Source organism: Winogradskyella aurantia (assembly GCF_002266855.1).
In the GTDB taxonomy this organism is placed as follows: Bacteria; Bacteroidota; Bacteroidia; order Flavobacteriales; family Flavobacteriaceae; genus Winogradskyella; species Winogradskyella aurantia.
This window is the reverse complement of the sequence record NZ_NGJN01000004.1, coordinates 45,512-68,784: the sequence shown is the minus strand read 5'-3', so window position 1 is coordinate 68,784 and position 23,273 is coordinate 45,512. Positions and strand designations below refer to the sequence as shown.

Below are 23,273 nucleotides of genomic sequence, written 5' to 3'. Positions count from 1 at the left end.
CATATTAAATTTATAGACCACTTATGTTTCCAGCGGAAAATACACATTTGGATTTGAAACCACTAACCCCATTTGCAGCTAAAATCTTAAAATTTTGTTATTTTATCATCATCCTCTTCTCCTGTAGTTGTGGAGATGACAATAGTTCAAAGCAAACTGTAAATAAAGAAAAAACAGTGACCACAACAGCTAAAGCATCAGATAGCACAACAACAAAAACAATGCTTTGTTTTGGAGACAGTATTACGGCTGGTTATGGATTAAATGATGCTAATGACGCGTACCCTGCAATATTGCAGGCTAAAATGGATTCTTTAGATTTGGACTATACTGTTATTAATTTGGGCTTAAGTGGTGAGACCTCAGCAGGGGGGAAAAGTAGGATTAATTGGGTCTTAAATCAAGATGCTGATATTTTCTTGCTGGAACTTGGTGCCAATGATGGGTTACGCGGTGTTCCTCTGAGTGAAACACGCTCTAACTTACAGGCTATAATAGATGCCGTTGCGACTAAAAACCCAAAGACAAAAATAATATTGGCAGGAATGGAATTGCCTCCCAATATGGGACAGGAATACACTACTGAATTTCGTAAGATTTTTGCTGAACTCGCCCAGAAAAACGATGTTACCTTTATTCCTTTTATCCTAAAGAATGTCGGTGGTATCTCAGAACTTAATCAAGCCGATGGTATTCACCCAACGGCTGAAGGTCATAAAAGGATAGCACATACAGTTTGGGAGGTATTAGAACCCATGGTTTCTCCTCTAAATAAATAAGGCCTTAATGCCAAATATTAACCTTTCATCGAGGTCCTTACACCTTTGCAACTTTAACAGCATTCCAACCGCGAGGGCCTTTTTCCAATTCAAAAGAAACTTTGTCAGACTCATTAATCTCACCAACAACACCGCTGATGTGCGTAAAGTACTTTTCCTGATTTTCCGAGTCAATGATGAACCCAAAACCTTTAGAATGGTCGAAGAAGGATACAGTTCCCATTCTAACAGGATCAAATTCTTCCTTTTCGCCGTCTGATGTTTTTGGGATACTTATCTCAATATGTTTCGCTTTTACCTTAACTTTTTTAGACGGGTCTGGAGGCGTGTCCGTTAAATGACCGTTGTGGTCTACATAAGCAAATTCAATGCCTTGGCTACCATTTTCCTCCTTTTCGAGTTTGCGAGCCTCCATTTTTTTTCTTTTATCCTCACGTTTTTTTAAACGCTTTTTTTCTTTTTCACTTTTACTAAAGGTTTGTTGCGATCGTGCCATAGGCAATACTAATAATTGTTTTAAAGGAGAATAAATCCCCAGGTTTATATTTTTTAACCCTCTAGAATCAACTAGTTGGATCTTAATTTTTAAGCGATGTCATGTCTATGACAAAACGATATTTTACGTCGCTCTTAAGCATACGCTCATATGCCTCGTTGATTTTTTGAATATCGATAACTTCTACATCTGACGTAATATTATGTTTTCCACAGAAATCTAATAACTCCTGTGTTTCTGCAATACCCCCGATGAGCGACCCAGCCAAAGACTTTCGTCCCATAATCATTGGTACTGTTACCAATGGAGGGTCTAGCGGACCTAAATAACCTAGAACTACAATTGTCCCATTGGTTTTAAGCGTTGCAATATAAGGATTAAAATCGTGCTCATAAGGCACCGTGTCCAGTATAATATCGAAACGACTCATAGCCTCTTCCATCTGGAGGTCGTCTGTTGAAATAATGACCTCGTGGGCCCCTAGGGCTTTTGCATCATCAATTTTACCAGGTGATCTGGAGAACAAGGTAACATGAGCACCAAGGGCATTGGCCAATTTAATAGCCATATGACCTAATCCTCCAAGACCAACTACAGCTACTTTACTGTCTTTACCGACATTCCAATGGCGCAGAGGCGACCAAGTTGTAATGCCTGCACATAGGACAGGTGCTAAACCCGCTAAATCCAGATTTTCAGGAACACTTAGAACAAAAGCTTCATCTACTACAATCGTTTCTGAATAACCTCCATGCGTATTTGTATCTAAATGTTTGTCATAACCACCATAGGTTCCTACCCATTCCGGACAGTACTGTTCTAAATCATTTTTACAGTTATTACAAGTTCGACAAGAATCTACTAGGCACCCTACAGCAACAATATCACCAACTTTATGCTTTGTGACCCCTGAACCGATGGCAGTGACCTTTCCTACTATTTCATGTCCAGGAACAACAGGGTAAGTGGTCATACCCCAATCGTTTCGAGCAAAGTGCAAATCGGAATGGCATACACCACAAAATAAAATATCAATTTCTATATCTTTAGCAAGGACTGTTCTACGGTCAATTTGCAATTGTTTTAAGTCAGCTTCAGATGATTCCGTACCGAAGGCCTTGACCCTTTTAGTTTCCATTTTTAGGTGATTTTAAGTGATTTCTAAAGCTACGAAAACTAATCCATAAAATGGCAAGCGATTCTAAGTAAACTAAATGGCTGTGCGTTTTGTTTACTCAAAAGATACCTGTGAGGCTTTTCACACTGCTTAGAAGGTATACTAAAATGAAAGGGTGCGTAGTTTTAATGGACTCCTCTGCAGTCTCTGCCTAAAGTCACTTTAATACGATCAATTTCAACTGCACCCTCTGGAATTTCGTCCAGTTCTAGGCCGACATAATCATTAGCTGCTTTCCATTTGGCAATGGTTTCACTAAAAAAAGCTGAAGCTGAATCGTCTGCTTCATAGACAATAAGATGGTAAGTTTCACCTTCGTCCCCTCCAAATCTCGTCACGACCTGCCATTGACCGTCCTCTTTGTAGGATGTGTTTGTATCGTCTGATTGGGGGTAAAATTTCTCGTCGCTTGGCTCTAGCAAAACCCATATATCCTTGTCGTGAGCTTCAGGATAAACCCCTAAGGTTAGAATACGGCACTTAATTGTATCTCCATCAACAGGGGATAATACCTGTACTGCCTTAACAGGATAGGTTACCTTTAATTTGTTTCCAACATCAAAGGTTTCTATCTGCGGTACGGGTTGTATATTGCCGTAAGTATATCCACCATATATAAGTAATATAGCACCGATAAGGCCAACGGCAACCCTTAAGGTTGACTTCTTAGTATATAAAATTCCAAATAAAAGACATAAGGCACCTATGATGACGATAATTAGTGTTCCTGTAGACATTTATAAATTATTTAAGGTGAAACGTGTGGTAATTAATCAATTAACACATAAAGATAGGCATTAAAGAACATTATTCAAAATAAAAACCTTGGTGTTTTGATGTCAATAAACTATAGTTAAGACAGCATAGTATTTGAGTAAATATGGAAATCAAAGTTGAACAAGATACCTTGACTAGAACCAAAAAACCCCCACTCTTGTATTGAGTGAGGGTTAGATACTAATTTAAACTTAAACTCTAACTTAAACTTATTTTGTGTCCTTATGGTTTATGGGTAGGATAATATTTCGTTCAGCCACTAACATCCCATCAACATTTTTAGGTTTTAGAATACGTGTTATGTCACCTTTTTTAGCCAAACGCTTTCTACAATATTTCGAAATTAATGGATCGTCATCAAACAAAAACGTTTCAATTTCATAAGCATCATCGGAAGGTTCTTTTATGACAGGGAATAATTGTTTAAACTGGTTATGCGTTCTATCGTTTCCCGGAATGAAAGTATATATGGTATAACGTCCCTCCTCATCTGTTTTTACCCAAGCTCTATGGTGCACATAACGCTTATCATTTTCTACTCTCAAATCAAAATTACCGTGCTCGTCGGATTGTTCAATAAAAAGAATGACATCTTTAGCAGGTGTAAGACCATCGCTTTCGTAGATCACACCTGTAAGCTTTATTTTATTTGTTTTTGATTCAAAATCAGGAACACTATCAACACTATTCAATTGTGCTTCAGTATAGTCGTATATGGGATGACGTTCAAGATAATTCTGATTTTCGTCAAATGTTACGGTTTGTGCGTTGACAAGAGCTATCGTACAGTAAAAACAAACTAATATTAAAAGTAAAAGTCGATTTTTCATGGGGCTGAATCTTTTTTGATGACCCAAAATTGCCAGTATTTTATCGATCTGACTAAAAAATTATACGAAGTGATGATTTTACACGATTAATAGAGGAATGACGCAAAAAGTATCGATAAATAACCACGAAGATTTGGAGTGTATTTGTACTAATCGAATTATGAAATGACTAAAATCAGAGCTTATTCCACAACAAACGAAGCCTTATTCTGTTAAATTTTGACCTTTACATTTTAACGATAAAAAATGCTTTTAATCCAGTAAATACGCAGTTTATCGCTAAAATATGCACTTAAAGTGTTAAAATTTTTTCGTCAAAAATTGAGAAATTTAGTTGTTTTTGTGGATAATTTATATAGATTTGCCTATCTAAGATGATAAAAAAGCCTCAAAATGAAAACTAAAATTACCCTACTAAGTATTGTTATTTTGCTTGTAATGAATATGGGTTATGCTCAAAAGAAAGAGGATACGCATAGTATTATAAGTGGTAAAGTAAATATTTCGAAATATCACAATCGGGAAGAATTAGACAAAATGTCTAAAGGAGAATTATTGGATTTGTATATAGAACGCATAGAGGTCATAGTTAATATTCTGCCTAATATTGCCTTCGCCACAAAACCAGGTGTTACCATGGAGTCTCTTGGAATACCTGAAACCAAAGACAATAAAAAAGCGCTTAAGGAAAATATTGAAGCCTCAACCACCTACTTTGATAAAGCGGTAGAATTTCAAAGAAAGATTTTGCCTTACTCAGATACGTCAGATCTCATTGCTGCGATTTTATTCTATGAAGAAACCTTAAAATCGCTTCATACCTATGAAGATTTTAAAAAGTAAAAGACTACCAATAAAAATGAATAAACCTCGATTTTTTATCGGGGTTTTTTTATGCCCTATCCTCAAATAGATTAAAGATTTTAGTGTTGAAATCTTCAGGTAGCCTCTAGTTATAGCATATTTTGTAGGAAAATTAATTAATTTTAATAAAAAAAGTGCATTTCATCGATATTATTTGTATTTCGTAGGCTATATTGCTATGTTTGGACTATAATGTTTGTTAGCCCCAACTACTAAACAATTGAATTTAACTACTATGATGAGAATTACGAAAATAGCATTAGTATTTCTTTGTGCAATAACTACCGCTTCAGCACAACAGGAAAAAGGAATTAACGGATATAGTAATTGGTTAAATAACTGGACGGATTTTAGGCCAAGCCAAAAAGATTTCGGTGAACCTACACAAATCCTTAGCGGCAATATCTCTGAAGACACCAAACTGACAAAAAACAACGTTTATCTTTTGCTCGGTGATGTCTTTGTAACAGATAATGCCAACCTAGTTATAGAGCCAGGTACGGTTATACTCGGTGATTTCAAAACAAAGGGATCCCTAACAATTAGCAGAGGTTCTAAGATAATCGCAGACGGCACTAGTACTGACCCAATCATATTTACATCAAGCAGAAGTGTTAAAAAAGCTGGAGACTGGGGAGGATTATTCATTCTTGGCAACGCACCAACCAACACCTTTGGAAATGCGGCTTCTCTTGAATTCGGTCTCAAGCCTTCCTCCTTTGATTATATAAGTTATGGGGGCAGCGATACAGATAGTAATTCTGGGGTGTTACGCTATGTCAGAGTAGAGTTTGCAGGTAAACGCACCAAGGACTTTGGTAATTTTAACGGCCTTACGCTTGCGGGAATTGGTCGTGAAACAGTTATTCAAAACATAATGGTAAGCTATTGTGAGGGTAATTCCTTTGAAATTCTCGGTGGTGAACCATTTTTAATGCAACTGGTATCCTTTAGAAGCAATCAAAACGATTATGAATTTAATTATGGCACCAGCTGTAATATACTAAATTCCCTCGCGGTAAGGTCGCCCTATGTTTCCAGTCCTTATGGTTCAAGATGCATGGTTATTAAATCATATGATGATAAAGAAAGTTCAAACTCCACAAAAAAAGAAACACGTGTTCATGCTGAAAATCTAACACTGGTAAATGTATCAGACAATTTAGAGTCTGATATTGAAGTAGGTCTGGTTCGTGAAGCTATTTTTGTTGATAAGGACACTTCCTTTTCAATAGATAAAAGTGTTATCTCGGGATTTAACCCTGCAGTCATTTTTGACGCTGGTATAAAAATTAATAACGATAACCTTAAAAAGATTCAATTTACAAGAACTTATTTTAACAATTGCAATGGTAATATTTTCGTAAAAGGCTATTCAAACAATGACGATTTAGAAAGCTGGTATGGTAGCAGAGCATTTAACAATGTGTATTCCAAAGGCCCGGATAGTGAAACCTTTATTGATGCCCAGAGCACGAAAAGACCAGATTACAGGTTACGAATTAATAAAATCATCGCTTCAAATGACCCCAATGATGATTAGTTTATATACTGTCACCTATACTAGCGCCGATATTAATCTTAATAAAGAATGTATTGATTAGATAATTACAATCCCCAACTACATGTACTTGACCACAACCGCCCAAAACCTACTCCTATGGATTAGCGTTGCTTTTCTAACGCTAATAGGGCAAGTTAATGCCCAAATTGTAATAGGCACTCCTAATTTAGGATTTAGTCAGGCTTGTGCTAGTGAGGATTTTAATACCTATTCAGCAACCTTTATTTTTTCCCCAGAATCTGGACTAAGCACATCAAACCAATTTTCAGTTGAAATGTCTGATGCCGATGGAGATTTCTCAAATTCAGTAACACTTTTTACATCGCAGCCTGGAGCTATAACCGCTTCTCCAGCCACTGTTAACTTTTCCATTCCAGAAACAACAGCAGGTGAAAATTACCGTATTAGAATAAAAAGTAGTGCTCCGGTAGCAACAAGTTCAGGGTCTACCCCATTTGCGGCCTATTTTAAATTACAAGACGCCCCTTTTACCATTAATAATCTGGTATCTACAGGTGCATTCTGCGCAGGTGGCAGCTATTTATTGAGTATTGATAATCCAGGAACGGGAAGTAATGACTCACCTCTTAACTACCCTTCCTTAACCTTTAATTGGTTTAAAGAGACGGGTCCAACGACATCTGTTTTTGTGGCTGAGGGCCCTACCCTTACCGTTAATGAGGAAGGTACTTATTTTGTAGAAACTAATTATGGTACCTGCACGTCTAATTCTTTTTCTAACCGTGTTACTATTACGCAGGCCGTCTCAGGTGAGGCTAATGCTACCATAACATCTAGTTTAGGTAATCCGTATTGTCCAGAGCAAGGTCTTACAACCTTAACCACCCTTGGAGGTAATTCATATCAATGGTTTAAAGACGGCGTTGCTATAGCTGGTGCGAACGAACAAATGTACCAAACTAATGAATCAGGAACTTTTTCCGTCCAAGTGGATTTAGGAGAATGCTCAGCTTCAGGTTCTATAGATTTAGAAAGTCAATTATTTGAAAGTGATATCAATGTAGATGATGTCAACACTTTAGAAGAGGGAGAAACATTAACCGTTACAGTGACAACAAATGCAAATGCTCCAATTTATGAATGGTTTTATAATACAATTTTAATCCCAGGTGCAAACGGAGCCTCTTATGTAGCCTCAGATTTCGGTGATTATAGTGTGGTCATCACCGAAACTGTGGGCTGCGAGAGTACTGTGGAATATGTGTTTAGTATTGAGGAAACTCTTGATATGTTTCCAGATGTCAGTAACATTCCAAATGTAATTAGTCCAAATGGAGATACCATTAACGACACCTGGGTGATACCACAGCAATATACAACCGGTACAAATACAGAGGTTACAATTTATAGTAATCGTGGTGAATTAATATTTAAAACCAAGGATTACCAAAACGATTGGCCTCAAAACGATTTGAATTTAAACAGTGTTAATCAAGTTTATTATTACATCATTACCACAACGGCTAATGAAACAAAAAAAGGATCAATAACAGTTGTAAAATAGAATGAAAGTATATCTTTTCATATTGATATTATCTATTTGCTTTATGCACGGCAGCTTTGGGCAAAATGCTGACGGTGTCGTATCCTTTAATTTACCTATTAGAAACTCCCTAACGTTTAATCGTTATGCCCTTAATCCTACCTTCAGTTTTGTCAGGGAACAAACGCGATTCATCAACATAACAAATAAACGCGAATGGGTGCAGTTTGAAGATGCACCTGAGACGTATTTAGCCAGTTATTCAGGTCGGTTTGCAGAAAACATTGGTGCAGGTATCGGATTGTTCCAACAAAATTATGGTGTTCTCACCACTTTTGGAGGCGTTTTAAACTTTGCCTATAATGCAAAACTTGCACGTGATACTAATTTAACATTTGGACTTAACGTAGGTGCCTACCAAAGTGGTATCAATACATCTAATGTGGTGACCAATTTTGTTGATCCTGCTTTACAGAATGTGCCTAACAATTTTCTGTTAACGGTAAACCCTGGAATTAATTTTGGATTGGAATTTTTAGATTTTGGGCTATCCGTAAATAATTTAGCCTTATATAATTTTGAATCCTCTTCCATAATTGAAGATAATAGGGATCAAAGCTTTCAACTTCACGCCATGTATACGGGTTATATGGCTAGTCGAGGTTTTTTTGATGAGGCTAAATTTTCAACCTTAATCCGTTCTGAATTTTTCAAAGAAGAAACCATAATCTCAGGATTGGTTATGGTAACTGTACCAAAAGGACTATGGGCACAAGCTGGCTATAATTCCGTATTTGGAATGTCTGGTGGTTTAGGTCTTAACATAACAGAGCAAATTGCTATAGAATACAATTTTGAAACTGCGGTTGGAACATTGGGTAATTTTGGTCCTTCCCATGAAATAACTCTAGCCTATCGCTTTAAGCCAGACAGAAACCTAGATTATAGTAATGACGATGATATGGCCGGTTTACTATCTGGTGCTAACAGAGGCAGAAAACGCACTACAACATCAAACAGAACAAAGAACAAGACAAACGCGAGCCTGTCGAACGAAGAACGGGCAGAGCAAGCCAGATTGGCACGTGAGGAGCGTAATGCACGTAAATTAGCTTTAGAGCAAAAGGCGCAAGAGGAGGCAGAAGCCAAACGTCTAGCCGAGCAAAAATCCCAAGAAGAAGCTGCAAAACAAGCGGAGGTTTCTGCAGAACAGAAAGCCAAAGCGAATGATGAGGCAGAAGCCAAACGACTTGCCGAGCAGAAAGCCCAAGAAGAGGCAGCTAAACAAGCACAGCTCCTGGCAGAACAGAAAGCCAAAGCAACAGCTGAGGCAGAAGCCAAACGTCTTGCAGAGCAGAGGGCACAGGAAGAGGCTGCAAAACAAGCACAGGTATTGGCAGAACAGAAAGCCAAAGAAGCAGCTGAGGCCGAGGCCTTACGTCTTGCAGAGCAGAGGGCACAGGAAGAGGCTGCAAAACAAGCACAGGTATTGGCAGAACAGAAAGTCAAAGCGGCAGCTGAAGTTGAAGCTATACGCCTTGCAGAGCAAAAAGCACAAGAAGAGGCAGATCAGAAAGCTAATGAAGTGACTGAGGAGCAAGCTGATATGGAACTTATAAACAACCCTAAGGATGAACGTACAAAAGCCATGTTGGCTATTACGCAACAAGCAGAGGCAAGCTTGGCTTCGCAAAAAGTTTTATTGCAACAATTAGATAGCCTTGTTATTGTTAAGGATACAGATTTAAAAGCTCTCAAAGAAGAAAACGATTTAAGTGAGCAGGGTATTACTGTGCAACCAAGACCATTTAAAAGTATAACGGCGGAGAACAATAGACTTAATGCTATTAAATCTGATTTAGAGGCCATTATAAAGGATAGAAGTGAAAAGATAAAGGATTTAGAAGCCTTATACGAAGAAACCATTGTGGGTGATACGCTTACTAATGACGTGGTATTGCTCCACTACAAGAAAGAAATTAAACGCTTAAAGGCCGAGCAATTAAAAGCGTCACAAACCAAAACACAATTAGATGTTGAATTGGAAAGAATTAGGGTGGCAACGGAATTTGAAAAAAGACGCCGAATTAAGCGAGCCAGTTTTGACACAGACGAAAAGCGTTATTTACAGGATAGGGCCATGCTCAAGAATATAAAGGAAACCACGTCTTTATCAGATACCGTCTTAACTCGTGAGGATTTTGATTTTGGCGAAGACCAAGGAAACAATATTAAAATATTAAAGAATATAAATAAAGTTGACAACGGGTATTATATGATTATTGCTGTGCACAGTAATGTTGATAAGCGGAATGACTTTTTGACCAAAGTCGTGGCTTCCGGACGTAAGGATGTAGACTTTTTCTATGATGTCAATACGAGTAAGTATTACATCTATTATGAAAAGTACAATGACATATCTGAAGCAACAAAAGCATTAGAAGCTAAAGGTAGTAGACCATATAATAGTAAAATGTCAATAGTAAAAATTGAAAATTAATAGTTAAGCTTTTCCTCTTTTTTCTATGCCCTTAGGAAAAATCAGGAATAAAAAATAAATATCATGAAAAGACCTACTCAAATGAAATCCATAGCGCTGATATTACATGTCTTGTCGCTGTGCTTAATTGCACCACTGCGATTCTGTTTTTCAATGGTACGAACAGGAATAGCATCAAAACGATTGGCATATCAAATGTTTTTATGTCTAGTTTTATTGATAAGTACAGATGCATTTGCACAATTACCAGTACCCTTCACACCAAGACTAGATGGTGGAAGTATCAAAGTTAAAGGGGACATTGTATTTATTGGAAATGGTATTGTAACTGGTGCTGGATTGCCTCAGCCCTATAACGGCAATGGCATCAATAATAATAATGAAGGGGTCTATGTAAATGTAGCTAGTGGTGGAGACCCAAACATATTCAGTTCTAGTAGTGCCGAGTTAATTACTGATAATTCGTGTAAGAGAATTTTATACGCTGGTCTTTATTGGGCATCTGTTTACCCATTAGAAGTAGCTGATAATCCTTCAGTGCAATTTGAGGGTACACCGAGGCTTGAGGATTGGAACACAATAAAATTTAAACTCCCAACTGGTGATTTTATAGATTTGGTAGCCGATAATGATGCAGACCCTGCAGGTGAAGAAGATGAGATTATTTTTGATGGTTACGAGTATTATGGTCCTGGAGTTGAAAATTCATTCAAGGACTCCCCTATTATATGTTACAAAAATGTCACTAATTTGCTTCAAGGCTTACCAGAGGCAGATGGTAATTACACAGTTGCTAACCTACGTGCAACCAGAGGTAGAAGACTTGGCGGGTGTTCCGCAGGTTGGACGCTTGTAGTAATTTATGAAAGTCCAGTGCTCCCAAGCAAGTACATCGCTCTTTTTGATGGATATGCAGGAGTACAAAATACAACTGAACTTGAAATTCCTGTTTCCGGCTTCCAGACCTTGCCAGCGCCTTTACCTGTAAACGCAAATATCGGCGTTGCAGCTCTAGAGGGAGATATAGGGATAACAGGAGACTCCTTTCAATTTAAAGCGAGTACTAATCCCAATTTCACCGTTATTTCTGATGCTATTAATCAACAGAATAACTTCTTTAATTCATCGATTACTCGAAATGGTGTTCACAATGTCGATAGAAATCCGCCGAGTTTAAATACGCTTGGACTGGACATTAATAACGTTGATATACCGAACCCTGGTAATATTGTACTTCCTAATGATGCTACCGCAGGAGATTTAAAACTAACAACAAATGGTGATGGTTATGGTGCTTTTGCCACTGCTTTCTCTGTAGAAATTATAGAACCCAACATTGTATTAACCAAGATTGTCGAAGACGAGTTTGGAAGTAACATTGGTGGTCAAGTTGTTGATCTAGGTCAAGAATTAACCTATGTCATAGGTTTTCAGAATACGGGAAATGACGATGCCATTAATTTTACCATAAGGGATATTTTACCCATCAACACCGTATTAGATTACCCTGCTGGTCTTACTTTACCACCAGGAGTAACCGTTCAAAGTTATGATCCTGCAACGAGGGAGCTTGTCTTTGCCATTGATGACTCTTTAGTAGAGGAGTTCGATCCCGCCTATGAGATACGCATTCAGGTAACCGTTGTGGAAAGCTGTCAACAATTGGTTGATGTTTGTTCTGATTTAATTCAAAATCAAGCTTTTGCTACGTATAATGGAGAAACCAATCCTTCTTTTGTTATTACAGATGATCCTAGTTTTAGTTCAAATACGGGTTGTTTGTTGTCTCCACAGACTACGAACTTCTTAGCCGATTTAGATGATTGTATTTTCCAACAAACCGTTACCCTTTGTGGCAGTACAGTTGATATCACAGCGGCGGATGGTTATGATGAGTATATTTGGTCAACCAGCCCTACTTATTCACCGGTAATTGGAACTACTCAAACCATTACCGTAGATGCATCAGGTACTTATTACGTGAGAAATATAGCAACTGCTCCTTGCCAGTCCATAGACCAAATTTTTGATGTTGAATTGTTTGGCGGAAACACGACCAATCCTGTTATACCATATGCTGATGAGGTCGTTACGTGTCCGAATGACGGTAAACTTTTACCAAATATTTTTCTGTGTGGTGCTAATGACTCAAGGTTCATACAAACCAATATTTCAGATTCAACCTCAATTATATGGGAACAGTTAGATGAAAGTAGTTGTGCTGCGGTTCCCAATGAAGATTGTGCAAATGAAGATGATTCCTGTGTGTGGAATGAAGTTGCTACAGGTCCTGATTATCTTGCTGATTCCGCAGGTCAATTTAGAATTACTATCAATTATCAGGGTGGGTGTTTTGTACAGTTTTATTTTAATGTTTACGAAAATCTATTAAGCCCAACTGTAACCTCTACTGATATAATCTGTACGACACCAGGAAGTATTACGGTAAATGATGTGCCTTCTGGATATGAGTATAGTTTAGATGGGGTGAATTATCAAGCCAGTAATACGTTTTCAGTTAATACACCTGGAATATACACTGTTTATATAAGACAAGTTGGTGTACCTACCAATCCATGTGTCTTTACTGTTCCTGATGTTCAAATAAGAGATCGTGATTTCACTGTGACTTCAACTGTTATACAGCCGTTATGTTATGGCGAGCTGGGTAGTATTCAATTAGCCGCAAATGATGCGGACCCACAATATTTCTTCAGCCTGTTTAATGGTGGCAACCTAGTTAATAGTGTTGGTCCAACAATGGATAACAACTACACCTTTGAAAACCTAAATCCAGGGACTTACACGGCAACTGTTGAAACGGAAGATGGTTGTACCTATACGGAGGATATTACCATAGTTGAACCTCCTTTATTAACTGTAACCGCAGCAGTTACCGCACCGTTGAATTGTACAGATGGTGAAATAACAATATATCCAGAGGGCGGTACGCCTCCCTACTTTTATTTTGTAAATAGTACGGTTGATTTTCAAACAGAGCCAGTATTTGTTATTACATCTGCGGGCACCTATAATATCCTAGTTGTTGATGCTAACAATTGTGAAGCTACTACTACTGTGACCGTAGAAGCCATTCCAGAGCCGGAGTTTACTATTTCAACTACGGATATTGTCTGCCCAAGTTCAGGCGGAACGGGTTCTATAAATATTAATGTGACTAACCCCAATGGAAATAGTATAGCCTATAGTATTGATGGTGGAACTAGTTTTTTCCCGTCTTCGGTATTTACAGGATTACCGGCAGGTGATTACGATGTTGTTGTTCAGTATACTCTTGGAGCTAGCATATGTTCCACACTTGCCGAAACTGTGACGATTAATACCAACCCAGAAATTACTGGTCTGGCTGAACTGACAGCCCCATACACATGTTCTTCAACCGGAACTATTGAAGTCACTGGTGTTACAGGTGGTGTTCCACCCTACGAGTATAGCTTAAATGGTGTCTCATTCCAAACAAGTAATACCTTTACGGGTCTTACAGAAGGCACTTATACTGTTACGATTCGAGATTCCAACAGCTGTACTTTCATCACTAATGAGATTGTAATTGACCCATTAGCACCAATTACTGATATGGATTTTGACAGCTCACCTGTTACTTGTCCTGATAATACATCTACCGTTACTATTACAGGTGTCACTGGAGGAACAGGAACTATAGACTATCAAATTATTGCTCCTGCAGCAGACGCAACCCCTTACCAGGCTTCTAATAGTTTTGCTGGTTTACAACCTGGAACTTATACCTTTCAAGTAAGGGATGAGAACGACTGTACCTATAGTGAAACCTATACTATAAATCCGATTCAAGATCCAACGGTTAATGTTGTCTTGACTGAAGCACTTGATTGTACGGCTGCGCCTGATGCTATTATTACAGGTTCAGTTACAGGAATAGCTCCCTATACCTATGCCGTGTCAATAGATGGCGGAACTTTTGTTGATTTAGGCAGCACAGGAACATCATTTGTCTATACCACGCCAAACCCTGGAACGTATCAGTTTGAAGTAACAGATGCTAATGGATGTACGGCACTTTCTAGTGTGGTAACTGTAAATCCTATTTCACCACCAGCTATTAATTCAATAACATTGGTTCAAGATATCCTATGTCATGGTGATTCAACAGGTGCCTTAGACATTACTATAGATAGTACCTCAGGTACGCCTCCGTTTACAATCAACGTAAACAATGATTCCACGGGTACAAATTATGGCACACAAACTGCTGGCTTACCAGCTGGTGATTATACCATAACTATCACTGATGCTATTTCCTGTTCAGCGACAGACACCGTTACGATATCCGAACCTACTCCCATTAATGTAGATTTTGACACGGTTGATATCTCGTGTACTGCTAGTGGTATATCACAAGGGTCTATTATAATAAATAGTGTAACAGGTGGTACACCACCCTACAATTATTTTGTTACAGGAACAAATGGCTATGCCAATTCTGAGTTCAATGCCTCTGGAACAACATCTGTCAGTTTTGATGTTGTAGACTTTGGTCTGTATCAAATAAATGTTGTTGATGCTAATGGATGTTCTGTATTAGAACAAGATGTCCTTGTAGCCTCCCCTCCTACTGATTTAGATATAGTTATAGATACATCTGTAGACTGTACTAATGGAGGTCAGGCTGTAGTTAGCATAGGGTCAACACTAAGTAGTTCTGGACCATTTTTCTTTAGTATTTATCAAGGTCCTATATCTGTTTATCCTAATCCACCTGGGTCTTGGATACCTGAAGATTCGTTTGGTAGCCAATCAGCGACGTTCACAAATTTAACTCCTGGAGTAAGTTATACTTTTATCGTCTTTGATCAATCTACCAATTGTAGTTACTATGAGCCTGCGACGGCTCCAATTCCTACCAATTCGACTTTAACCTTAAGTGCTGTATCCTCTGAGAATATTTCTTGTACGGGCAGTGCTGATGGTAATGTTTCCTTTACTGTAAATAGTGTTTACGGCTCACCCGTAAATATAAGCTATGAGATCTTTGATTCGTTATCCCAGATATCAACAGGAATCAGTGGTACAGGTACGGTAAATGCAAATGGATCGCTGAATGTGAATAATTTAGGTCCTCTGCCTTTCGGAAATTATTATGTATTGATTTCTGAAACGTCAGGTCCAAACGCAGGCTGTGGTGTAGTAAGCTTACCTTTCAATATTACTGAATCACAGTTCCCTTTAGAATTAACAGTATCGGTAAACCAAAACGCCAATTGTAACCCGAATTCTGGTGTTATAAGTGCGGTTGGCCAAAATGGTACTCCACCCTACCAATATCAGGCTACAACAACGGCAACCCAGCCATTAGAGACCGATCCATTATGGAACACGACTAATACTTTTAACCTAGATGCAGGCAATTATTTTGTACATGTACTTGATGCTTATGGTTGTATTGTGACTGAGCCCATAATTTTACCAGAAGATCCATCTCCGGTAATATCAGCGACTATTGTTGATGAATGTGCGTTAGCTGATGGTGATTTTGCGATTGATGTAAATTTGGATTCCGCTGGTATTCCTCCATACAGTTATAGTGTTGATGGTGGTGCTTTTCAAGCATTAAACGCACCATTCACCATTTCTAATCTTTTTGCTGGAACTCACACCATAGAAATTCAAGATGCCAATGGCTGCGGGAATTTAGTTTCTGTAGATATTTTATTGCCACTCGATATCATACCTGACGTTACGGCTCTCCCTTCATGTAATAATGATGATGGCGAAATCACGATAAGTACAACAGGTGGCTCAGGGTCTTTTACCTATGGAATTAACCCTAGTCCAGCGTCCATTAGTTTGATTGGAAATACCTTTACTGGAGTTCCGTCAGGCACCTATAATATTACCGTTACGGATAATTCAAACTCCTGTTTTGAAGAAGTAACCGTTGTAGTTCCTGAAGCTATACCTCCTACTCTAAATGTTGTACCCAATATCATAACCTGTTTTGGAGATAACTCAGGTACTATTGAACTAACTGTTAATGGTTATTCTGGGGATTATAGCTACGAAGTATTTAATGACTTAGGTGTATCAGTTACTGGTCTTGTCAATGCCAACACCTCTATTAATCCGATAAGTATTTCTGGGTTAACAGCTGGTACCTTTGATATCGTGATTACACAACTGTCAGCACCATTTTGTTCGGTGTCATCAACGGCAGTAATTACATCTCCACCAGATGCTTTGACCTTGAACCTACTGGAAACGTCTAATGTTACCTGTACAAATAGTGAAGGAACCATTACTGCAATAGCTGAAGGTGGCTGGGGTAATTACGAATACGAACTTTCTGGTGATGCTTCGGTAGCTTTCTCTAGCAACAACGTATTTTCTGGATTATCCTCTGGTAATTACATAGTTAATGTTCGAGACGCCGAAGGCTGTATTACTTCTGAAGCTATAATCCTTTCAGAGCCTGCGCCAATAAATGCTACGTTCAGTGCTAGTACGTCTACATTAGCTTGTTTCGGTGATCAGGACGCCTCCATAATAGTAACGAATGTAACTGGAGGACAAGGGTTTAATTATACGTATACCTTAAACACGATTTTACCTACACCAAGCTCATCTGGTCCTCAAACATCGAATGTTTTTGACAACCTGGGTGCTGGAACCTATAATGTTGCCATTACAGATGGTTTTGAATGTAGTACAACATCATTGGATATTGTAATTAACGAGCCAACAGAAGTTGAAGCCAGCTTGGTTGCCTCAACAACACAGACCTGTTTAACATCTGCCTCACTAACACTAAGTGCTACTGGAGGTATAGGTCCTTATGCTTATAGTGACGACAGTAATTTTACGACCATATTAGGGACATTTAGTACATCAACTACATTCGATGTAGCACCTGGTACCTATTCATATTTTGTTAGAGATAGCAATAACTGTGTCACTAGTATAAGTAATGAAATTACTATAGAGGCTATTCCAAACCTTGTTATCAATTTAGAAAATATTAATCCTACCATTAATTGTGCTGGGGATAATACAGGGTCCATAATTGCATCGGCCCAAGGTGGCTTAGGCAACTATACTTATACATTACAGGATGGATTAGGAAATACCTTGTCAGCAACCCAAAATACACCAGGACTATTTACAGGGCTTGTGGCTGGGGATTATATAGTGCTTGTTGAAAGTGGTGATTGTACTGCGACAACGGCACCTATTAGCATAACGGAACCTTCTCAAACTCTAGATGCTACTTTAGCCGTAAATGATGTGACATGTACGGGTACTAATAATGGATCGGTTGAAATAACAGCAACGGGTGGAACTGGTATAATTAAATATGCGATTTCACCACAATTGAACCAGTTTTTTGAGTCAAATACATTTGAAAATTTAGCACCTGGAGATTATGATGTTATTGTTCAGGATGAGCTAGGTTGTTATTTGACCTTCAACTTTACAATTTCAGAACCTGAGCCTGTTATTATCAGTATCGTTCCAAACTCATTGTTCCCAGAGGTTTGTGATGGTGATGCTAATGGTGAATTTAGTATCGAAATCTCTGGAGGTAATTTACCCTATAGTGTGAGCCTTGATGATTATGATGGGGATTATACCGTAGGAGCCCCAACACAAACGGAATTCGATTTCACAAATTTAGGTGGCGGTGACCATATTGTTTATATCAGAGATGCGGAAGGTTGTGAATCCGAGTGGAATATTACTTTCCCTGAATCGGTCACGATTAACCCTGAGGTTGAATTAGTGTATACCTGTGAAGACAATGCCCAGAGTAATGTGGTTACTGTTATTGTTGACTCATCAGCAGATGCAGAGGAATTGGATTATTCCTTAGATGGAGGCCCTTATCAAATGAGTAATGTCTTTACTAATGTGCCTGTAGGTACGGACCATTATATAGAGGTGAGGCATACAAATGGCTGTATTCAAATGACCGAGACTTTTGATATAGAGGGATTTGAGCCTGTAGCCTTGACACTTACGGAAGGTGAGCTTAATGAATTTATTGCCAATGCTTCAGGCGGTTCAGGTGAATATACTTTTACTATGAATGGTGAGGATTATGGCGATGTTAACACCTTTATCATTACAGCATCAGGAATTTATGAGGTGACGGTTACAGATAGTAGTGGCTGTATTGCTACTGCTATGATTGAACTGGAATTCATTGATATCTGTATTCCTAATTGGTTTACACCAAATGGAGATGGCCAATATGATACCTGGGCTCCTGGTTGTACGGAAAATTACCCAAATCTTACCTTCGATATTTTTGATCGTTATGGTCGTATGGTGGCAACTTACAGAGTTGGCGAAGTATGGGATGGTAGGTATAATGGCTTTGAGTTACCGACAGGTGATTATTGGTTTGTCGTAAAGACTAATGACCCCAATGTAGATAGAGAGTTTGTAGGACATTTTACACTTTACAGATAATAATACTGTGTATTAAAAAATTAAAAGGATGAAAAAAATTATAACATTTATATTTTTCTTGACAGTTTTGAATGGGTTTGGACAAGAGTTGAATCTTCCCGTTTTTACACAGTATTTAGCGGATAATGACTTTGTCGTTTCTCCCACCTATGCTGGTATTGGTGATGAGCTTAAGATTAGAGCGAACGGGCTTACTCAATGGGTAGGTATTAAGGGCGCTCCAGATAACCAATCCATTTATGCCGATTTTAGAATCTCAAACCGCAGTGGTGTAGGAATCTCAGCCTACAACGATAAAAATGGTAATACACGGCAAAAAGGGATTAAGTTCTCTTTTGCCCACCATTTGACTCTCGACTATAAGACAAAGCAATTTTTATCCTTTGGTATTTCTTATAATATCAATAGTTTCAGGATAGACATTGAAAATTTCAATACCACTTTTGAGACCCCTATTATTGATCCATCGATTGATGGTGATCGCGCTATCTCTAACAACAACTTTGATGCAGGTATACTCTATCGCTACAAAGGATTTTTCTTGAGTTTGAATGCGAATAATCTAATTGATAAGGATACAGATCCCTTTACCGGTTTAGAACCTAGTAGACTTTTAAATTTTCAGGTGTATTCAGGGCTGGTTATTGGGAGTAAAACGGATAAAAGCATAGAGTTTGAACCTTCTGTATTCTACCAAATGTTTAATAGTGATAGACGTTCTAGTACAGACATTAATTTTAAATTTAGAAAACTTCAAAGAGATGGTGATTATTTTTGGGTAGGTGCATCCTATCGATTCCTTAACGACCAGTTTTTTGAACCGCTGAACATCGGACCTATGGCAGGTATGCAGAATGGCAAGATTTACTTTGCCTACTCATATCAACTGACCATAAATGAATTGGCAGGCTTTAACTCCGGGACGCATATGGTCACAATTGGCCTAAACCTTATGCAAGGCATTAGTAATTGTGCTTGTACCAAAGGCTCTAGTCGTAGTTATTACAGATAGTAATCTCAAAGAGGCGCTTATACCATCTAATCCTCATTGTCTAATGGTTTAATATGACCTGTATAACGTATCTGCGTTCTATTGGAGCTGGAAACATATAATGTAGAAAAATGATTTGGAAAGATTTCCAAAAACATGTCGAAAGATTCTGTTCCTTTAGACGCCGCAAACTTTAATTGAATGGAGTTTTTTTTTGTATCAACCTCATAGCTATAGTCCTTGACTGTAGAATTAAAAGATATATTGCCGTTAGAAGCAGTATTATAATTTGCAGCTCGGTATTCACCTATAAACGGTAGAACGGCATTTGTTGAATCGCCTTCTACTCTCAAAAAATAACCAGATTCAAGTCTGATTCTTCCAGCATTGTTACCTGTGTAATTCAGATATTTATTGGAAAAGTCACTCACTGCAGCTGTTTGCAAAGGGAAGGCCTGTTCGGCGTCAAAACGAAACTGCTTATTCTCAATATAATTCGATATATTATTTAACTTGTTGAGTTGATCCTGCTTATCCATTGATGTTTTGGTCGTTGAACAGCCCATTAGAAACACCGCAATAGGAAACAATATTAGAACACTCTTTTTCATACGATTAAGTTACGATTATTTATTAAAACTTCAATCAAATGATGCTTTTGTGAATTATTCATCTAGGATTAAGATAATTTAAAAAAGGGAAAATAAAGCCATATTATTTTCATATGGCTTTATTTTTTTGAATTAAAGAACTTCCAAAAAGTAGTCCATCATGTCTTCCTTTAAGTCGTAATGCAATTTAATATAGGTGCGCATATCCTCTTTTAAGGTATGTTGCTCATTTTGAAGACGTCCATCCCTATTTTCATTTAGATTAGCATTATTGATGTTTGCGATTTTATTTCTGCATCTATGCAGTAATTTGGAAATAGCATTCTTTTCTATCATAATGCGGTTTTGAAAAACCTCTAGCTTTATGAAAGCTAATGGGTCTTTTTCGCGTTGCACTATTTCTTCTAGTCTTTCTTGAAAAGTATCCATTTCATTAAGATGAAATCTCAATTCTCTTCTCCAGGTGTCTATATTAAACTTTAAATCGCTTAAATACATAATTTTACTTTGCATGTCTTTGGTGTTTTATGTAGTTATTAAATCAGTTGCTTTTATTAATTCTTTTTGGATATGTGTTGGCACGGCATTATACCCCTCAAAGTTTGAAGTGTATGTGGCCCTACCTTGTGTTAATGACCGTAGTTGGTTTGAAAAACCACTAAGTTCGGCTGAAGGAATGGTGCACTTTAGTACTTGATAATGAGCTTCTATTTCCACGCCTTGAATAATGGCTCTTCTACTCTGTAGCTCAGTCATCACGCTACCAATCATCTGGTCAGGCACACGTAACTTCATGTGCTCGATAGGTTCTAGTAATTTAGGATTAGCATTTAAAAATGCTTCTTTAAAAGCATGAGCCCCTGCAATTTTAAATGATATATCATTGGAGTCAACCGGATGCATTTTTCCATCGTAAACCATAACCCTAACATCCCTTATAAATGATTTGGTCATTGGACCCGATTCCATAACTTCTAAGATTCCTTTCATTATTGATGGAAGGTAGCGTTGATCAATAACACCTCCTACAATACAGTTATAGAACACTAATTTTCCATCCCAAGGTAAATCCACAACCTCTTTTCCCCTTAAGGAAAAGCCTTCGGGCTCTGGCATCCCTTCATAATAGGGTTCAATTTTTAAATGTACTTGTCCAAATTGGCCTGAACCTCCACTCTGCTTTTTATGTCTGTAATTAGCTGTAGCGCTCCGTTGTATGGTTTCTCGATAAGAAATTTTAGGTGCTTCAAACTTGGCTTTAACGTCATAAATATTCTCTAAGAGCCAACTTAAGGTCGCCAAATGCAGTTCGCCTTGTGTGCCCACCAAGGTTTGGTGGGTTTCATTATTATAACTGAGATCCACAGTTAGGTCCTGACTATGAATACGCCTTAAGGCTTCACTTAATTTCTCCTCCTCACTGGCTGTCTCAGCCAACACAGCTTTGGTCAGTCTAGCTTGTGGAAATTTTATGGGCTTTATAGTACCAGCTTCAGCTTTGGAGGCCAAGGTATCATTGGTTTCTGTAAATTTTAGTTTGGTAGTTGCACCAATGTCGCCAACAGTTAATTTTTGTACGGCGTGTTTTTGTTTACCATCCATAATGTACAACTGATTCAAGGTTTCCGATTCTCCTGTTCTGGTATTGAAGAGTTTATCGTTGGCCTTGACCTCACCAGACATGACCTTGAAGAAGGTAATCTGTCCTAAGTTTGGCTGATAGATATTCTTGAACACGAAAAGCGAGGTGTCTCCATTTAGTTTAGGTTCCAAGATATCACCCTCAATAGTTTGCTCAGGTTTCAAATCTGCCGCTGCCGGAGCTACATTATCAATAAAGCCCATTAATCGTCCAGTTCCCATGTCATTCAAGGCAGAAACACAAAATACTGGAAAAATATCATGATTTAGCATACCCAATTTTATGCCTTGTTTGAGTTCATCTTCATTTAAGGTGCCATTTTCAAAAAACAATTCCATGAGTTCTTCATCGTTTTCAGCTGCCTTCTCTACAAGTTCATTGTGTAAGGTATTGGCCTGCTCTATTTGGTCCTCTGGAATAGGTAATTTTTCTGGTTTCCCTCCTTCAGGTCCAAATTTATAGCACTTCATTTTCAGAACATCTATAATACACTGGGCTCCATTAATTTTTATTGGATACTGAACCATTACGGCATTATTACCGACCAACTCCTTTAAACTGTTGAAACTCATTTCAAAATTGGCATTTTCACTATCAATTTTGTTGATAACAAACAAAGTAGGCTTATGGTAACGGTCTATGTAATTCCAAATTATTTCGGTACCAATATCAGCACCGTGTTTGGCATTGATTACGGTAACTATAGTGTCGGCTACTTTTATAGATGACATTATTTCCCCGATAAAATCGTCTAATCCAGGTGTATCAATAATATTGATTTTATAATTACGCCATTCTGTATGCAAAGGGGTAGCAAAAACAGAAGCACCGCGTTGGTGCTCAAATTCATGGTAATCAGAAACTGTATTTTGTTGCTCTACGGTGCCACGTCTGTTAATTAGACCCGCTTCGAAGAGCATGGTCTCAGATAGTGTGGTCTTGCCAGCCCGATGGGCACCAACAAAAGCCACATTCTTTATGTGTTTCTCGTCAAATACTTTCATCTGTTATGTGATTTTAATGTTATGGATTCCTTAAAAATTATACCTTTAAAGGTACCTTTGTTTAG

Annotated in this window: 14 protein-coding genes; 7 read left to right on the top strand and 7 right to left on the bottom strand. The window is 38.1% G+C overall.

Going from position 1 to position 23,273, the window contains the following annotated elements:
- Positions 1-23: 23 nt before the first annotated feature.
- Positions 24-779, top strand: a complete 756-nt coding sequence (locus CA834_RS08260) for an arylesterase (RefSeq protein ID WP_094968228.1) — start codon at positions 24-26, stop codon at positions 777-779.
- Positions 780-816: 37 nt separating this feature from the next.
- On the opposite strand, the gene CA834_RS08255 is transcribed toward CA834_RS08260, so the two are convergent.
- From CA834_RS08255 to CA834_RS08240, 4 genes are all read right to left on the bottom strand, one after another.
- On the bottom strand, positions 817-1,275 hold the full coding sequence (locus CA834_RS08255) for a cold-shock protein (protein WP_094968227.1): 459 nt from the start codon (positions 1,273-1,275) through the stop codon (positions 817-819).
- 82 nt (positions 1,276-1,357) lie between these two features.
- The gene (locus CA834_RS08250) at positions 1,358-2,413 is read right to left on the bottom strand and encodes an NAD(P)-dependent alcohol dehydrogenase (protein ID WP_094968226.1); all 1,056 of its coding nucleotides are present in this window, start codon (positions 2,411-2,413) and stop codon (positions 1,358-1,360) included.
- A 164-nt stretch (positions 2,414-2,577) separates the two neighbouring features.
- Positions 2,578-3,189, bottom strand: a complete 612-nt coding sequence (locus tag CA834_RS08245) for a hypothetical protein (protein ID WP_094968225.1) — start codon at positions 3,187-3,189, stop codon at positions 2,578-2,580.
- A gap of 249 nt (positions 3,190-3,438) precedes the next feature.
- A complete protein-coding gene (locus CA834_RS08240; protein ID WP_094968224.1) occupies positions 3,439-4,059 on the bottom strand; it encodes a peptidase associated/transthyretin-like domain-containing protein in 621 nt (206 codons plus the stop codon).
- 393 nt (positions 4,060-4,452) lie between these two features.
- Between CA834_RS08240 and CA834_RS08235 the strand changes: the two genes are divergently transcribed.
- The 6 genes from CA834_RS08235 to CA834_RS08210 all read left to right on the top strand — a co-directional run bounded on the left by CA834_RS08235 (position 4,453) and on the right by CA834_RS08210 (position 19,972).
- Positions 4,453-4,902 carry a hypothetical protein gene (locus tag CA834_RS08235; RefSeq protein WP_094968223.1) on the top strand — a complete coding sequence of 150 codons (450 nt, stop codon included), beginning with the start codon at positions 4,453-4,455 and terminating at the stop codon, positions 4,900-4,902.
- A 256-nt stretch (positions 4,903-5,158) separates the two neighbouring features.
- The gene (locus tag CA834_RS08230; RefSeq protein ID WP_094968222.1) at positions 5,159-6,466 is read left to right on the top strand and encodes a hypothetical protein; all 1,308 of its coding nucleotides are present in this window, start codon (positions 5,159-5,161) and stop codon (positions 6,464-6,466) included.
- A gap of 82 nt (positions 6,467-6,548) precedes the next feature.
- Positions 6,549-8,012, top strand: a complete 1,464-nt coding sequence (locus CA834_RS08225; RefSeq protein WP_094968221.1) for a T9SS type B sorting domain-containing protein — start codon at positions 6,549-6,551, stop codon at positions 8,010-8,012.
- A 1-nt stretch (position 8,013) separates the two neighbouring features.
- Complete coding sequence (locus CA834_RS08220; RefSeq protein ID WP_094968220.1) at positions 8,014-10,491, top strand: PorP/SprF family type IX secretion system membrane protein; 2,478 nt, start codon at positions 8,014-8,016, stop codon at positions 10,489-10,491.
- Positions 10,492-10,554: 63 nt separating this feature from the next.
- Positions 10,555-18,960, top strand: coding sequence for a T9SS type B sorting domain-containing protein (locus CA834_RS08215; RefSeq protein ID WP_240507530.1), 8,406 nt, complete (start codon positions 10,555-10,557; stop codon positions 18,958-18,960).
- A 28-nt stretch (positions 18,961-18,988) separates the two neighbouring features.
- Positions 18,989-19,972, top strand: coding sequence for a PorP/SprF family type IX secretion system membrane protein (locus CA834_RS08210; protein ID WP_094968218.1), 984 nt, complete (start codon positions 18,989-18,991; stop codon positions 19,970-19,972).
- A gap of 26 nt (positions 19,973-19,998) precedes the next feature.
- Here CA834_RS08210 and CA834_RS08205 read toward each other — a convergent pair whose 3' ends face one another.
- The 3 genes from CA834_RS08205 to CA834_RS08195 all read right to left on the bottom strand — a co-directional run bounded on the left by CA834_RS08205 (position 19,999) and on the right by CA834_RS08195 (position 23,208).
- Entirely contained in the window at positions 19,999-20,562 is a 564-nt protein-coding gene (locus CA834_RS08205) for a DUF4251 domain-containing protein (RefSeq protein WP_094968217.1), read from the bottom strand.
- A gap of 132 nt (positions 20,563-20,694) precedes the next feature.
- Positions 20,695-21,075 carry a hypothetical protein gene (locus tag CA834_RS08200; protein WP_094968216.1) on the bottom strand — a complete coding sequence of 127 codons (381 nt, stop codon included), beginning with the start codon at positions 21,073-21,075 and terminating at the stop codon, positions 20,695-20,697.
- A gap of 12 nt (positions 21,076-21,087) precedes the next feature.
- Positions 21,088-23,208, bottom strand: coding sequence for an elongation factor G (locus tag CA834_RS08195; RefSeq protein ID WP_094968215.1), 2,121 nt, complete (start codon positions 23,206-23,208; stop codon positions 21,088-21,090).
- Positions 23,209-23,273 lie beyond the last annotated feature (65 nt).